This is a genomic window from Streptomyces tuirus, assembly GCF_014701095.1.
GTDB classification, from domain to species: domain Bacteria; phylum Actinomycetota; class Actinomycetes; order Streptomycetales; family Streptomycetaceae; genus Streptomyces; species Streptomyces tuirus.
Window position 1 is genome coordinate 7,207,010 of record NZ_AP023439.1, and the last position, 14,655, is coordinate 7,221,664.

General features: G+C 72.9%; 13 protein-coding genes and 1 pseudogene. 7 read left to right on the plus strand and 7 right to left on the minus strand.

Features of this window, described 5'->3' with window-relative positions:
* The first annotated feature begins 27 nt into the window (after positions 1–27).
* Positions 28–645: a LysE/ArgO family amino acid transporter gene (locus IGS69_RS32750; protein WP_190904064.1), complete on the plus strand. Its 618-nt coding sequence runs from the start codon at positions 28–30 to the stop codon at positions 643–645.
* Positions 646–728: 83 nt separating this feature from the next.
* Complete coding sequence (locus tag IGS69_RS32755; protein WP_190904065.1) at positions 729–2,021, plus strand: MFS transporter; 1,293 nt, start codon at positions 729–731, stop codon at positions 2,019–2,021.
* A 4-nt stretch (positions 2,022–2,025) separates the two neighbouring features.
* On the opposite strand, the gene IGS69_RS32760 is transcribed toward IGS69_RS32755, so the two are convergent.
* From IGS69_RS32760 to IGS69_RS32770, 3 genes are all read right to left on the minus strand, one after another.
* Positions 2,026–2,481, minus strand: a complete 456-nt coding sequence (locus IGS69_RS32760; protein ID WP_190904066.1) for a cyclic nucleotide-binding domain-containing protein — start codon at positions 2,479–2,481, stop codon at positions 2,026–2,028.
* Positions 2,482–2,757: 276 nt separating this feature from the next.
* Positions 2,758–4,227, minus strand: a complete 1,470-nt coding sequence (locus IGS69_RS32765) for an aminotransferase class I/II-fold pyridoxal phosphate-dependent enzyme (protein ID WP_190904067.1) — start codon at positions 4,225–4,227, stop codon at positions 2,758–2,760.
* Between the two features lie 106 nt (positions 4,228–4,333).
* A complete protein-coding gene (locus tag IGS69_RS32770) occupies positions 4,334–4,555 on the minus strand; it encodes a hypothetical protein (protein ID WP_190904068.1) in 222 nt (73 codons plus the stop codon).
* 278 nt (positions 4,556–4,833) lie between these two features.
* Between IGS69_RS32770 and IGS69_RS32775 the strand changes: the two genes are divergently transcribed.
* The 5 genes from IGS69_RS32775 to IGS69_RS32795 all read left to right on the plus strand — a co-directional run bounded on the left by IGS69_RS32775 (position 4,834) and on the right by IGS69_RS32795 (position 8,169).
* Positions 4,834–5,262 carry an ATP-binding protein gene (locus IGS69_RS32775; RefSeq protein ID WP_190904069.1) on the plus strand — a complete coding sequence of 143 codons (429 nt, stop codon included), beginning with the start codon at positions 4,834–4,836 and terminating at the stop codon, positions 5,260–5,262.
* A 199-nt stretch (positions 5,263–5,461) separates the two neighbouring features.
* Positions 5,462–6,325, plus strand: a complete 864-nt coding sequence (locus IGS69_RS32780; RefSeq protein ID WP_190904070.1) for an RNA polymerase sigma factor SigF — start codon at positions 5,462–5,464, stop codon at positions 6,323–6,325.
* 29 nt (positions 6,326–6,354) lie between these two features.
* Positions 6,355–6,618 (plus strand): DUF5133 domain-containing protein, encoded by a 264-nt coding sequence (locus IGS69_RS32785; protein ID WP_190904071.1) that lies wholly within the window; start codon positions 6,355–6,357, stop codon positions 6,616–6,618.
* Between the two features lie 251 nt (positions 6,619–6,869).
* Positions 6,870–7,706 carry a DUF1206 domain-containing protein gene (locus IGS69_RS32790; RefSeq protein ID WP_190904072.1) on the plus strand — a complete coding sequence of 279 codons (837 nt, stop codon included), beginning with the start codon at positions 6,870–6,872 and terminating at the stop codon, positions 7,704–7,706.
* 28 nt (positions 7,707–7,734) lie between these two features.
* Entirely contained in the window at positions 7,735–8,169 is a 435-nt protein-coding gene (locus IGS69_RS32795) for a hypothetical protein (protein WP_190904073.1), read from the plus strand.
* A 31-nt stretch (positions 8,170–8,200) separates the two neighbouring features.
* Here IGS69_RS32795 and IGS69_RS32800 read toward each other — a convergent pair whose 3' ends face one another.
* From IGS69_RS32800 to IGS69_RS32815, 4 genes and pseudogenes are all read right to left on the minus strand, one after another.
* Positions 8,201–10,444 (minus strand): FUSC family protein, encoded by a 2,244-nt coding sequence (locus IGS69_RS32800; RefSeq protein WP_190904074.1) that lies wholly within the window; start codon positions 10,442–10,444, stop codon positions 8,201–8,203.
* An 84-nt stretch (positions 10,445–10,528) separates the two neighbouring features.
* Positions 10,529–11,896: an NAD(P)/FAD-dependent oxidoreductase gene (locus IGS69_RS32805; RefSeq protein WP_190904075.1), complete on the minus strand. Its 1,368-nt coding sequence runs from the start codon at positions 11,894–11,896 to the stop codon at positions 10,529–10,531.
* 217 nt (positions 11,897–12,113) lie between these two features.
* Complete coding sequence (locus IGS69_RS32810; RefSeq protein ID WP_190904076.1) at positions 12,114–13,841, minus strand: PP2C family protein-serine/threonine phosphatase; 1,728 nt, start codon at positions 13,839–13,841, stop codon at positions 12,114–12,116.
* Positions 13,838–14,443, minus strand: a pseudogene (locus IGS69_RS32815) (SpoIIE family protein phosphatase); the annotation flags it as partial. The pseudogene IGS69_RS32815 and the gene IGS69_RS32810, both read right to left, overlap by 4 nt.
* Between the last annotated feature and the right edge of the window lie 212 nt (positions 14,444–14,655).

Genomic DNA, 14,655 nt, shown 5'->3' on the forward strand with positions numbered 1-14,655 from the left:
GTGAGACGCGTCCGTAGCGTCGACGCCATGACCAGCACCTTCACCGCCGGCGCCGCCGGATTCGGCACCGGACTGTCCCTCATCGTCGCCATCGGCGCCCAGAACGCCTTCGTCCTGCGCCAGGGGATCCGCCGCCAGGCCGTCCTCGCCGTGGTCGCCATCTGCGCCCTGTCGGACGCGGCGCTGATCGCGCTCGGGGTCGGCGGGGTCGGCGCGGTGGTGGTGAGGTGGCCGGGCGCCCTGACCGCGGTCGGCTGGATCGGCGGCGCGTTCCTGCTGGTCTACGGCGCACTGGCGGTCCGCCGGGTGCTGCGGCCCGGCGGGGACGGGCTGCGGACGGAGGGAGAGGCGGCCGGATCGGTGCGCCGGGCCGTGCTCACCTGTCTGGCGATGACCTGGCTCAACCCGCACGTCTACCTCGACACCGTCTTGCTGCTCGGTTCCGTCGCAGCCGACCACGGCGAGCTGCGCTGGACCTTCGGTCTCGGCGCGGTGCTGGCGAGCCTGTGCTGGTTCACCGCCCTCGGGTTCGGCGCCCGGATGCTCGGCCGTTTCCTCGCCAAGCCGGCCGCATGGCGCGTCCTGGACGGCCTCGTCGCCGCCACGATGATCGTGCTCGGCGCCGTGCTCGTCGTCGGAAGCTGACACCTCGGCTGCGGGGCCCCGGCAGGCTGGTGCGATAGTGATCCACGCCCGGAAAGATGTAGCGAGCATCGAGGAAGCGGCGCGTGGACGCGAGCGAGAGCACGACCGAAGAGGGGGAACCCGAACCGCGGGCGCCCCACCGCCGGGGCCGGCGGCGCTGGGCCATGGACACCCGCCCCCTGCGCCGCCCCGCCTACCGGCGGCTGTGGGTCTCGACCATCGTCACCGCCGTCGGCAGCCAGCTCACCGCCGTCGCCGTCCCCAAGCAGATCTACGACATCACCGGCTCCTCGGCATGGGTCGGCGCCGCGAGCCTGGCCGGGCTCGTGCCCCTGATCGTGTTCGCGCTGTGGGGCGGGGCGATCGCCGACATCATGGACCGGCGCAAGCTGCTGCTGATCACCAACAGCGGCATCGCCGTCACCTCCCTGCTGTTCTGGCTCCAGGCCTTCCTGGGGCTGGAATCGGTGGGCGCGCTCATGCTGCTGCTCGCCGTGCAGCAGGCCTTCTGGGGCCTGAACGCGCCGGCCCGCACTGCCTCCATAGCCCGGCTGGTCCCTGAGGACGAACTGCCCGCCGCGGGCGCTCTCGGCTCGACCGTGATGCAGACCGGGCAGGTGGCGGGCCCCCTGCTCGCCGGCGCCCTCATCCCCGTCATCGGGCTGCCCGAGCTGTACCTCATCGACGCCCTGGCCCTGTGCGTGACGGTGTGGGCGGTGTACCGGCTGCCGGCGCTGCCGCCCCTGGCCGGTTCGGCGGTGCGGCGCGCGGGGGTGAAGGAGATCGCCGCCGGTTTCCGCTACATCTCCGGGCACACGGTGCTGCTGCTGTCGTTCCTCGCCGACATCATCGCCATGGTCCTCGGCATGCCGCGCGCCCTGTTCCCGCAGCTCGCCTCCCAGACCTACGCCCCGTACGGCGAAGGCCTCGCGCTGGGCCTGCTGTTCGCGGCGATCCCCATCGGGGCCGTGCTGGGCGGGCTGTTCTCCGGCACCTTCTCCCGGGCCCGGCGGCACGGCTGGATGGTGATCGGGGCGGTGGTCGCCTGGGGCGTGGCGATCGCGGGCTTCGGGCTGAGTCGCAACCTCTGGGTCGCGGTGGCGTTCCTCGCCCTCGCCGGGGTGGCCGACATGGTCTCCATGGTCTTCCGCGGGGCGATCCTGCTGTCCGCCGCCACCGACGAGATGCGCGGACGCATGCAGGGCGTGTTCACCGTCGTCGTCGCGGGCGGCCCCCGTCTCGCCGATGTGCTGCACGGCACCGCGGGATCCGCCTTCGGCCCCCGCACCGCCGTCGCGGGCGGCGGGCTCCTGGTCGTCGTGACGATGCTGGTGCTGGCCGCCTCCGTACCGGCGCTGCGGCGCTACCGCGTCTGACGTCTCACAGCACGCCGCGCCGGTGCAGGGTGTACTGCTCCATCAGCTTGCCCCGGGTCATCTCCAGCCGGTGCGCGAGCACCTCGGCGACGTTGCGCAGCAGCATCACCCCGAGCTCCGGCTCCTCCTCGCACAGCTTCAGCACGGCCCGCGCGTCGAACTCGTAGGCCCGCACCGGGCTGAAGGCCACCGCGCCGAAGTCCCAGACGTACGGCGGGAACAGCCACGACCAGCCGAGCAGGTCGCCCGCGCCGAGGCTGGCCACGGTCACCCGCTGCAAGGAGTTCACCTGCTGGTCGAGGGAGACCGCGCCGGAGCGGATGACCCAGAAGCGGTCGGCCGGGCCGTCCTCCTCGAAGATCCGGGCGTCCTCGGGAAAGGACACCTCCCGGGCCAGCGTCATCAGGCGCTGCCGCTGCGGAGGAGGCAGGGCGGTCAGGAGTTTGATCGCTTTGGTCATGCGGAGCTCCTCGCCGGGCGGTCGACTGCGGTGCTGTCCCCATCCCATTTCAGCGGCTGGTGGGGCCCTGGGCACCTCGGCGTACGAGACTTCTTGCGACGGACCGTCCGGGCATGAAAAAGCCCTGGCTGGACGGGGGAGACCAGCCAGGGCCGTACTGCGGTGATGCACGGAGGACGAGGGGTCGACTCCGTCACCACGTATGAGTGAACGATAAACCATCTGGCGGGTGTATGCACCCGGGACCCGGTGGCGTGACCCGTTTCACTTCCACCGTCACTCCGCGAGCACCCGGATCGTCTCCAGCTCCGGATCCTCCGGGTCGGGCAGGTTCATGCCCGCGTCCAGCCCCGTCCGCAGGTACGCCAGCACCGGCTCCGTCAGGCGCTCGCCCGGGAGGACCGCGGGGATGCCCGGGGGATACGGCGTGATCATCTCTGCCGCGATCCGCCCGGCCGCCTCGCCCAGCGGCGCGGACTCGGCCGCGCCGAAGAAGGCGTCGCGGGGCAGCACCGCCTGCTCCATGCGCAGCTCCGCCGGGGAGGGCACCTCCACCCGCGGAGCGCTGGGCAGGTCCGGTGCGGCCCGCACGAGGTCCCGCAGCGCCTCCAGCAGCTGCCCGGTGGTCTCCCGGTCGTCGCCGTGGGTGATCTGGGCGCCGATGCGGCGGTGGTCCACCAGGTGCGCGTCGATGTGCCGGTGCTCGCGCAGCCAGTCCGCCGCCTGGAAGCCGGTGATCCCGAGTCCGGTGAGGTCGATGACGCCGGGCAGCGGGTCGAAGTCGTCGGCCAGGCCGGGGCCGCAGAAGTCGTCCCGGTCGTTGACGTGCAGTCCGTCGATCTCCTCGATGGCGGCGCGGACCCCGGCGGCGAGATCCAGCGCACCGCCCATCAGTTCCTCGCCGTGCAGCGCCATCTGCCGCCGCCAGCCGTCCAGGCCCGCGTAGATCAGCACCGAGGGGCTGGTGGTGCCGAGCAGGTCCGCCCGCATCCCGAGCAGCTCCGGCGGCACCAGGTCGCCCTGGAGATGGAAGACCGAACCCTGCTCCAGACCGCTGCCCATCTTGTGGATGCTGGTCACGCAGATGTCCGCGCCCGCGTCCATCGCCCAGGACGGAAGATCCGGGTGGAAGGGCAGATGCGCGCCCCACGCCTCGTCGACGATCAGCGGCCGCGAGCGCCCGTGACAGACGTCGGCGATCGCCCCCAGGTCCGCGCAGCCTCCGTACGGCGTGGGGCTCGTGACCAGCGCGCCGCGCGCGTCCGGATGCGCCTCGAAGGCCCGGTCGAACTCCTCGGCGGACGGGGGATGGGCCAGGTTCCGCTCGGCGTCCCACCGGGGCTCGACCCAGACCGGCTCGATACCGGAGATGATCAGCCCCGCCACCACGGACTTGTGGGCGTCGCGCCCGATCAGCAGCTTCTCGTGCGGCCCCGCGGCCGACAGCATCGCGGCCTTGACCGACAGGGAACTCCCGCATGTGCTGAAGAACGTGTGCTCGGCGTGCACCGCGTCGGCCATCAGCTCCTGGGCCCGTTGCAGCACCCGGCCCCGGGTGAGCCGGTCGTCCAGACCGCCCGAGGCCAGCACGTCCCCGTGGAACACCGCGTCACCGAGGATCTCCCGGACCGCCGGATCGGCGCCGCGGGCCTGCTTGTGCCCGGGGGGAGTGAACGACAGATGCCCCTTGCGCCGGTACTCGTCCAGGGCTTCCAGAACCGGTGCTCGCGTGTGGTCGGCAGTCATGCGCGCCGGGTTCCCGGCGTGTGCCCCCGCAATCCGGCTCCGCCCGCACGGGCACCGGCCCCGCGATCCGGTGCTCCGCAGGCCACTTGCCGGCCGTCAGGCCCGGTCATTCCTCCGGTACCTGCTTCCCCGGGGCCACGATCTCGTCCAGCACCCGCAGCACGGCCTCGTAGGAGATCTGCCGCACGGCCGCGTCCCGCGCTCCCTGCGGGTCGGTCGCGTCCAGCTCCTCGCTCCGGGTCCGCCAGGTCCGCTCCTCCTGCATCGCGCACTCCCTCGCACGCTGGATGCGCCGCAGCAACTCGTCCGAATCCACCACATCGGTCATGCACACCGCGTACCCGCCCAGTGGCCGGAGATGGCACCGCCCCACGACCGTTCGAGGTCTTTTTGAGCCTTGCGGCCGCACCCGAGGTTTGCAGTTGCGGGGAGGGGTGAGCCGAAGAGTATGACCGCGGCGCTCGCGCGGTGCGCCCCCCGGACGCCGTGGCGGGTCCAGCGAGCAGGGGGTCCGTGAGCCCCGGCCAGGCCCGTGCGAACGGCCCGCGAAACGCGGTCCGGACCCGGTATCCGTCTGTGCTGTCAGTGCTGTCAGGGAGCTGCAGAATGTGCGAGGAGCACATGATCGAATCGGTATTCGAGCCGCCCGGCGCTCACCGGCCGTGCAAACCCGCCGAGGCGCGCCGGGCCGTGGAGCGGGCCGTGGCCGAACGCTGCCGGGCCACCCACACCCCGTGCGACACCGACGCCCTCTCCGACGCGCTGCTCGTCGTCTCGGAGCTCACGACCAACGCGATGCTGCACGGCGGCGGGGTCACCGACTTCCAGGTGGACGTCGACGGACCCGGCGTGCGGGTCTCGGTGAGCGACCGCAGTGACGCGCTGCCCGTAGTCGCGCCACGCACCGACCCGCACGGACGGCTGCGCCACGGCGGCCACGGCTGGCCCATCGTCTGCCGGCTCTCCCGCGACGTGCGGGTGTCGGATCTGCCCGCCGGGGGCAAGTGCATCACCGCTGTCGTACCCCTGTCCTGAACGCCCGTGAGCCGGTGCCCGACAAATTGCACTGCAAAGCGGAGTTTGTTCCACCGGGTCAAGGGCAGACGCACATTCGTGCTTCGGACCGGAGGCGCCCCAGCGGGAGCGGTATCGCTACCCCGGAGGCCTCCAGGCGGTCCGGGCGGCGACCTTCCCGCGGTCAGTCCCTGAAACCACCGTTCAGGAGCGAATCCGCATGCTCATCGAAACGCCCACCCATCGTCCCGGCACGCCCGAAACGACGACCACCGCGCCCCGGCGGCGTCACGACGACGCCCCCGACACCGCCGCCCTCTTCGTCCGGATGGCGGAACTGGAAGAGGGCCCCGAGCGGGAGGCCGTCCGCGACGAACTGGTCACCCTGTGGCTGCCCATGGCCCACCGCATCGCCGGCCGCTTCCGCGACCGCGGCGAGTCCATCGAGGACCTCCGGCAGGTCGCCGCACTGGGCCTGGTCAAGGCCATCGACCGGTTCGACCCGAGCCGGGGTGCCTTCGAGAGTTACGCCGTCCCCACCATCACCGGCGAGGTCAAGCGGCACTTCCGGGACCGCATGTGGGCCCTGCGGGTCCCCCGCCGTGTGCAGGAACTGCGCAACAAGGTGCGGGTGGCACGCCGCGAACTCACCCAGCACCCGGGCAGCCCCGAGCCCTCCGTGGCCGACCTCGCCACCCACACCGGCCTGACCGAGGAAGAGGTCAACGCCGGGCTCGAGGCCCTGGACAGCTTCAGCACCCTGTCGCTGGACGCCGAGCTCTCCGCCGACGACGACGGCTACAGCCTCGCCGACACCCTCGGCGCGGCCGACTCCTCCTACGACGTCGTCGTGGACCGCGAGTCCGCCAAGGAAGGCCTGCGCCGGCTGCCCGAGCGGGAACGGGCCATCCTCTACATGCGCTTCTTCGAGGACATGACCCAAAGCCGCATCGCCGACCACCTCGGCATCTCGCAGATGCACGTCTCCCGCCTCATCAGCCGCAGCTGCGCCCGGGTGCGCAACGAGGTCCTGGGGCAGCGGACGGGCAACCGGGGCGGCGGCGGCCCCTCCACGACGGCCTGACCATCCGACCCCACGAGGAGCGAACGACCATGCTGAGGCCCCACCCCGCCGTGCTGCGCCGACTCGTCGACGAGTACGAGGCCCTGGTGACCGCCGAGGCCGCGCGCGGACCGGCGGAGCTGAGTCCCAGGGCACGCGACCTGGCGTACACGCTGTGCGTCTCGACCGGCACCCGGGATGTCGAGCACGCCCTGGAGGCCGCCCACCGGTGGCTCGCGGCCGCACCCGCACCGGCCCGCGACACGGCCGTTCCGGCGACCGGACAGCGCATGCCGACCCCCGAGCCCGCCTGAGGCGCGTACCGCTGACACCACGGGGAAGGCGAGGCAGAACGAGGGCCCGGCCGACGGCAGAAGCCACGGCCGGGCCCCTTCGCGTCACCGTCGGCGACACAGGAGCACCTGCACACGCCCTCGGCCGCGCCGGCCGCGGAGTGACGCTCCGGCGGGCCCGAGGCGGAACAGGAACCGGAACCGCCTGGTCCGGGGGCTGTGGAGGGTGTGTGAACGGCGACCCGGGGCATCCGCACTGCCGGGAGGTCGACATGAACACGAGTGCGATGGCACAGAGCGGTCGTCTCCGGGCCCGGCGGATGGCACGGGGTTCGGTGACCGAGGGGGCGGCACGGGCGGGGTTCGCCGCCCGGGGCGTGATCTATCTGCTCGTCGGAGCGCTGGCCCTGCAGATCGCCTTCGGCGGCACCGGCCGGCAGGCCGACCGCGGGGGAGCCCTGCAGGAACTGGCGCACAAGCCCTTCGGCGCGGTGCTGCTGTGGGCCCTGGGCACCGGGCTCGTCGGCATGGCCCTGTGGAGGCTGTCCGAAGCGCTCTTCGGCTCGGTGGGCAAGGACGGCCGCAGCGCCCGCAAGCGGCTGATGGCGACGGTCCGCTTCGCCTTCTACGTCTTCGTCGCCTACTCGGTGCTGTCGTTCGCCGTCAGCCGCCACCAGAGCGGCGGATCCAGCGACCAGCAGTCCCGGGACGCCACGGCCAGGGCCCTGGAGATACCCGCCGGACAGTGGCTGGTCGGCGCCGCCGGCATCGGGATCGTCGTGGCCGGCGGCTGGATCGCCGTACGCGCGGTGCTGCGCAAGTACCACGACAAGCTCCGGCTCGGGCAGATGGGCCGGCGGACGCGGCAGCTGGTGGACGTCACCGGCGTGGCCGGGGGCGCCGCCCGCGGGCTGGTGTTCGCCGTGGCCGGGGTCTTCGCCGTGCGCGCCGCCATCGACTACGAACCCGACAAGGCCAAGGGCCTGGACGACACCCTGCGCACCTTCGCCGACACCCCGCTCGGCCCCTGGCTGCTGGTCTGCGTCGCCGCCGGGCTGGTGCTCTTCGGGCTGTTCTCGTTCGCCATGGCTCGGTGGCGACGCGTCTGAGCCGCGTTCTGCGGGGAACACGAAGCCAATGAGCGATTCCGAGATTCCGCATGGCGACGGCCGGCCCGTGGACGCGTACCTGGACCTCCTGCGCATCCGGATGGACACGGAGGACTACCGCCTTCTGATGCGCGCGGTGGAACCCGTCCTCGAGGCGATCGAAGAGGAACGCCTGTCCAGCCTCGACTTCGCGCTCGATCCCGAGGGCGACGACGAATTGCCCCAGCAGGTGCGTGACGAGGTGGCCCTCGTCATCGCCACCGCCGTCACCGGCCGCCTGGACAACGAAGTGGTCGAACTCGACGTCGACGACACCGGCCCGGTCAGGATCGTCACGGACGCCACCACCGCGTCCGACCCCGTCCGCCTCGGCGAGATCGCCGACTACATCCGGGACCGGCACAAGCAGACCGAGGAGCTGCGGGGCATCGCCAAGGTGAGCGGACTGCCCACGGACTTCTGAGGGGCCGCGGCCCGTACTCCGGGAACGGCCCTCACCCCCGGGGCGCCGCCACCGGCACACCCAGCGGCCGGGCGAGACCCACCACGGCCTCGTCCAGCCGCTCCAGATGCCGCAGCACGCGGTCGGTGATGCGGCCGTAGCGCGGTTCGCCGGCGTCCGATCCCAGCAGGGACGCGATGGTCGGCCCGACCTCGACCTGCGCGCCCGCGTGCTCGTCGGCGACCCGGGCCGCGATGGTCCGGATGTTGCGCACCGTACGCCCGGCGGCCCCGCGCAGTCGCGGATCCGCCGCGATCGAGGGATGCGTGGGCAGCAGCTCGGCGGTCGCCGCCAGCGTCCGCGCGTGATACGCGCACGTCTCCAGCAGCGCCACCACGTACCGGGCCGTGTCGCGCCGGGTCCGCAGCGGCGTGACGGGGTGGGTCAGCGGCTGGGTCGCGGCCCGCAGATCCGCCAGCGCCTGGTCCAGGTCGCGCGCCTTGTCCAGCAGCTCGGCCGCCGGCCCTCCGCTGAGCTGGCCGACGGCGGCCTCCGTGACCTCGGCCAGCCGCTCCAGCACGGTGCCGAGCAGCTCGTTCGTACGGCGGTCCGTCCGCACCGGCAGCACCAGCGCCGCGGCCACCACCCCACAGGCCACGCCGAGCGCCGTCTCCTCGATGCGCAGCACGAGCACATCAGGGCTGTAGGTGTGCAGCAGCGTGTACAGCAGCCCGAGCATCGCCGTGACGAAGAACGACATCAGGGTGTACGACAGCGGCGCCGAGTAGAACATCGCGAAGATCAGCACCAGCACCAGGGCGAACGCCGTCCAGGTGTTGTTGCCGACCAGACCCGCCAGCACGATGCCGGCCACGACGCCGAACACCGTCCCGAGCAGCCGCCGGTACCCCTTGACCAGGATCTCGCCCGTCGACGACGTGTTGATGAAGACGATCCAGCACGTCAGCACCGCCCAGTACCAGCGCTGCGTGGACAGCAGCTCGCCGCCCACGATCGCCAGTGACGAGCCGACGGCGACCTGCACGGCGGCACGGGTGGTGAGCCGCCGCAGTCCGGTCTGGTCCTCCTGCCCGGCCTCCTCGCCGCCGCCGTCGATCGCGGCGTCCTCGGCGTCCAGTTCCTCGCGGGAACGGGCCGTCGCCGGGGAGTCGTCCGACTCGTCCTGGGGGCCGTCCAGCGCGATCCGCAGCCCGAGCACGGAACGGGCCGACTCGCCGATGCCGCGGAAGACGTCCTGGAGCGCCGCCGACGCGGGCGGCAGGTTCTCCTCGTCCCGGTAGCCGAGGAGCCGGTTGCGCACATGGGCCAGCCCGGTGCCCGCGTCGCCGCTGCCCGCCCGCAGCACCAGGGTGTGCAGCGCCAGCAGATCGCGGCGGAGCGTGGCGCCGGTCTCGTCCGGCATGTCCGGGCCGGCGATCGCCGGGGCGGGCGCGCCCGGCAGGTGCAGGGTCAGTGTGTCGGCCCGTTCGGCGGTGCGGGCGGTCAGCAGCAGCAGGCCGAGCCGCTCGGCGGCGATCTCGGCGTCGGCGATCCTGCGCTGCACGAGCCGTGCCGCCGACTCGTCCGGGGTGCCCTCCTCGAGGCGCCCCTGGATCATCATGGCCGTCTCGTGCAGCCGCGCGGTGCCGTCGCGCAGCGCCTTCAGCACCTTGTCCATCTCCTCCGCGGGGGCGTCGAGGAGTTCTGCTTGCGCCGACACCAGCTGGGCCAGCCGGGCGCGGAAGGCCAGGCGCAGCCGCTGCAGCACACCCGTCGGCGTCGCGGGCACGACCGCGAAGCGCATCAGGGCACTGGAGCAGAACGCCAGCGCGATGGCACCGCACAGCTCGGGCAGCCTCTCGACGGTGGCGCCGACGAACAGCGACAGGAAGTAGACCTGGAAGCCGATCAGCCCCAGCGCGGTGCCCCGGTCGCCGAACCGGCGGCTGTAGACCGCGCAGAAGATCAGGACGACGAAGAAGACGTCACCGACCACGACGTGCGAGCTGAGCACCGCCCCCAGGGACACCGAGGCCAGGGCCACCGGAAGTCCCAGCGCCAGCGTCACGGCCTGGGGCCCGAGCTGCTTCTCCCGGATGGCGAAGGTGGCGACCATCGCCGCGATGGCCCCCGCCACCAGAATGTGCACGTCGGCGCCGAGCAGGGAGAGCACGGCCACGGTCAGTGCGATCGCGCCGACCGTTCGCAGCCCGGCCGTCAGACGCAGCAGGCCCGGGTCGGACGCCGCGATCCGGTCCCGCAGTCGTGCCCGCACCGCGCGTCCCGCTGCCCTCACGCCGCCGCACTCTCTCCCGACTCACACCAAGATCCGCATCTCAGCATGACATGCCACGAGCGGAGGCTTCCGCCCGGCCCGGCGCTACTCCGACCGGGATCCCGCCACCCGCTCCCGCACCTGCTCCGGCGTCAGATAGGCGTCGGTGTACTCGAAATCCTTCAGCCGCGCGGCCTTGCGGGTCTGGAACCCGGTCCGTACGAAATCGTCGCCGGCGACGGCGTTGAGCAGCCAGTTCGTCATCACCCGCGTCTTGGCCACGTTGGTGCGCAGCGCCGACCAGTGGTAACCGCGGGCCACGGCCTGGGCGGGCAGCCCGCGCAGTTCGATGCCCAGCGGCTTGGACACCGCATCGGTGCCGCCGAGGTCGACGACGAGCCCGAGGTCCTTGTGGACGTACGGCTTCATTGCCTGGCCCCGCAGGGAGGCGATGACGTTGTCGGCGACGTGCTTGCCCTGCCGCTGGGCGTGCTGCGCGGTGGGCGGGCACACGGCGCCGTCCCCCTTGGCCAGGTCGGGGACGGCGGCCGAGTCGCCGAGCGCGAACACCCCGTCCTCGCCCGGCAGGTTCATCTCGGCGGCGACCGCGAGCCGCCCCTTGACGGTCTCCGCGCCGAGCGTGGCGATGAGCGGGCTGGCGGCGACGCCGGCGGTCCAGATGAGCGTGCGGGTCGGGACCACGCGCCCGTCGGTGAAGGTGACCTCCTCGGCGCCCGCCTTGGCGATGGAGGTACCCAGCGAGATCTCGATGCCCCGCCGGCGCAGGATCTCCTGCGCGCTGCTGCCGAGCTTGTCGCCCAGCTCCGGCATCAGCCTCGGGGCGATGTCGATCAGGTGCCACTTGATGAGACCCGGGTCCAGCCGCGGATAGCGCTTGACCGCGGCGTGCGTCAGCCGCTGCAGGCACGCCGCGGTCTCGGTGCCCGCGTAACCGCCGCCGACCACCACGAACTGCAGCCGCGAGGCCCGCTCCACGGGGTCCGGGCTCGCGTCGGCCAGATCCAGTTGCGCGATGACGTGGTCACGGATGTACGCCGCCTCGGCGAGCGTCTTCATCCCGAACGCGTGGTCCGTCAGCCCCGGGATGTCGAAGGTCCGGGTAATGCTGCCGGGCGCCAGCACGATGTAGTCGTACCGCTCGTCGATGATCTGGTCGGTGATGGTGCGGATGACGCAGACCTTCGACTTCAGGTCCACGCCGATGGCGCCGCCCGGAATGATCCGCGTGCGGTACTTCTTGCTGCGGCGCAGGGAGACGGCGATCGACTGCGGCGTCAGCACGCCGGAGGCGACCTGGGGGAGCAGCGGCAGGTAGAGCTGGTAGGCGAACGGCGTCACCAGCGTGACGTCCGCCTCCTCCGGGGAGAGTTTCCGTTCCAGGCGGCGGACGCACTCCACGCCGGCGAAGCCTGCGCCAACCACCAGGATCCTGGGTCGTGTCACGGTGTTCATCCCTTTCTGCGGCTCCAGGCGGTCTGCCTCGAACGCCTTCCGACTGCCCCTGGATCGCCGGTTCGCACCCTTTCGATCCCACCGTGTGTCCCGCCGGTGCGCCAGTCGGACGCGGCAGGCAGACGAACGCGTCGATCACCACCCTGCCCGCACCGTGGCCGAAAAGCACCGGGCGGGAGTGAATCACGCGTGCAGACCGGGCCGGCCGGAGCCGCCGTCAGGAGTCGGCGCCGCCCTGGAAATGACACAGCAGCAGACACACGTCGTCGTCCCGCTCGGAATCGCTCAGCAACGGATGCAGAAGCCGGTCCGCCGACCCCTCCAGATCCGCGTCCAGCTCCGCGGAACGGAACCCGCCGAGCGCCGTGGCCAGCCGCTCGATCCCCGGGTCTATGCCCTGCGCACGCCGCTCCACCAGCCCGTCCGTGTACAGCGCGAGCGTCGAACCGGGCGCCAGCTGCTCCGTGTGGTCGGCGATCTCCTGGGTGAGCGGGATGCCGAGCATCGCGCCGGGCTTGGCGTCGAGGGTGCGCACGGTGCCGTCGGGCAGCCGCAGCACCGGCGGCGGATGCCCCGCCGCGGCCCAGGTCAGCGTGGGCTCGTCCGGGTGGAACCGGGCGATGACGGCGGTGGCGTACAGGTCCGGCTGGAGATGGTGCAGGAACCGGTGCAGCCGGGTCAGCAGCCGGCCCGGGCTGTCGCCGTCGACGGCGTACGCCCGCAGCGCGGTGCGCAACTGGCTCATCATGACCGCCGCGTGCAGACCGTGGCCGGTCACGTCGCCGATGACCGTGATCAGACCGCCGTCCCGCTGGGGGAACGCGTCGTACCAGTCGCCGCCGATGTTCAGCCCGTGTGTGGCCGGAAGGTACCGTGCGGCCAGGCTGAGGCCCGGCGTGGTCGGCAGGTCCGTCAGCAGGGCGCGCTGCAGCGTCTCGGCGATGTCGCGGTTGTGCTCGAAGCGCCGGGCGTTGTCGATCGCGATGCTGGCCCGCCGGGTGAGCTCGATCAGCATCACCGCGTCGTCCGGGTCCCAGCGCGCACCGGGCGGCGACAGCGTCAGGACCCCCAGCGGCGCACGCCGCGTCGGCAGCGGCACACACAGCAGCGGCCGCCCGGGTTCCAGCGCCGACGGCGGCTGGTCGTCCACGCCGGGCAGGTTGCCGGGATGGCCGGCGGCGTACTGGGGCCGCCCGGTACGGGCCGCGACCACGGCGGCGGCCGGATGCGGCGCCGAGCCGTGTCTGTCCTCCTCGTGGTCGAACAGCCATACGTCGACGCTGCTCGCGTACTCCGGTACCAGCAGGTCCGGCAGCCGGCGCACGATCTCCTCGTGGTTCAGCGACGCCGTCAGCACGGCGCTCGCGTCCGCGAGGAACATCAGCCTGCGCCGGGCGCTCTCCGCCTCGTTGCGGGCGGTGCGCTCGGCGGCGAAGGCCTCGCGCTGGGCCCGCCCGGCAGCGTCCAGCTCGGCGTGCAGGGCCAAGACGCCCTGGTTGGTCTGGTGCAGCTCCTCGCGGTGGAAGAGGACCAGGTCCTCCTGCTCGGTGAGCTTGTCCAGCACCACGGCGGTGTCCTCGTCGGCGCCGAGGAGCGCCTCCGACAGGGCGGCGGGGTCGTCGGCGACGGTGCCGTCCTCGGCGGCCTCGGCCGCCTCGGGGCAGGGGACGGTGACCTCCCAGAGCGGTTCCCCGGCGGCGCACGCCTCCGGCGACGGGGTCACCACGACGTGCAGCAGCCCCTCCTCGGTGGGGGAGCCCGCCAGGTCCATGGTGAGGCGCCAGGTGCCGCCCTTGGTGAGGCACTGGCGCAGGTGGGCGCTGAGGGCGGCGGCGAGCCGGGTCCGTTCGACGGTGGGCACACCGTACGCGGCGGCCAGACGCGCGAGTGAGATGCGGGCGCGGGCCGCGTCGGTGACGGTGGTGATCTGCCAAGTGCGCATCATGGGCGTTCCGGCGGGGTCGAGGTCAGCACGGCCACGGCGGTGTCGTCCCGCACCGGCAGGGCGGGACTGCTGGCGTCACGTATCGTCACGGCGGCCGTCACGGCCGGGTCGGCCGCGGGCAGGCCCGGGCCGGACGGCGGCGTCCAGCGGCTGGGCAGGCCGTCGGTGTGCAGGATCAGCAGCGGGTCGTCCGTCCAGTCGGCCTCCTCCTCGCGGAGGGTGGCGGGCCGGTGCACCCCGACGATGCCGGGCCGCGACAGCAGGTGATGCCAGGTGCCGGCGGTGTGCAGTCGTGCCCCCACGTTGCCGATGCCGGCGAAGCGCAGCCGTCCGGCGGACAGATCGAGCTGGGCCATCGCGACGGCCGCGCCGCGCGTGCCCTTCAGCGCGTCGTGCAGGCGCCCCAGCGACTCGGCGGGGGAGAGGTGAGCCCAGCGGTACAGTGCCGCGACCGCGGCGGACGAGGCCCGCGCGGCCTCCGGCCCGTGCCCCAGCCCGTCCGCCAGCAGCAGCGTCACCCGGTCCCCGGCCCGGACCCAGGCCCAGGCGTCCCCCGAGTACTCGGCTCCGCCGTAGGGGATGTTGACCCCACCGGCCCGTACTCCGGTGACCGGCAAGGAACGGTCCTGCGGGCCGGCGCCGGGGCCCGGGGCGCCGCCGGCCGGTGCCGCACGGCGGACCGGGCCGGCCCCGGCGTCCGCGAGGCCGTGGGACCCTGCCGTCCGGGAAGCCCGGTCCGCCCCCGGGGTTCCCACGCCCGCGACGCCCTCAGCCGACGCCGCACGAGGGGCCGACTCGCCCGCGCCCGCGAGGC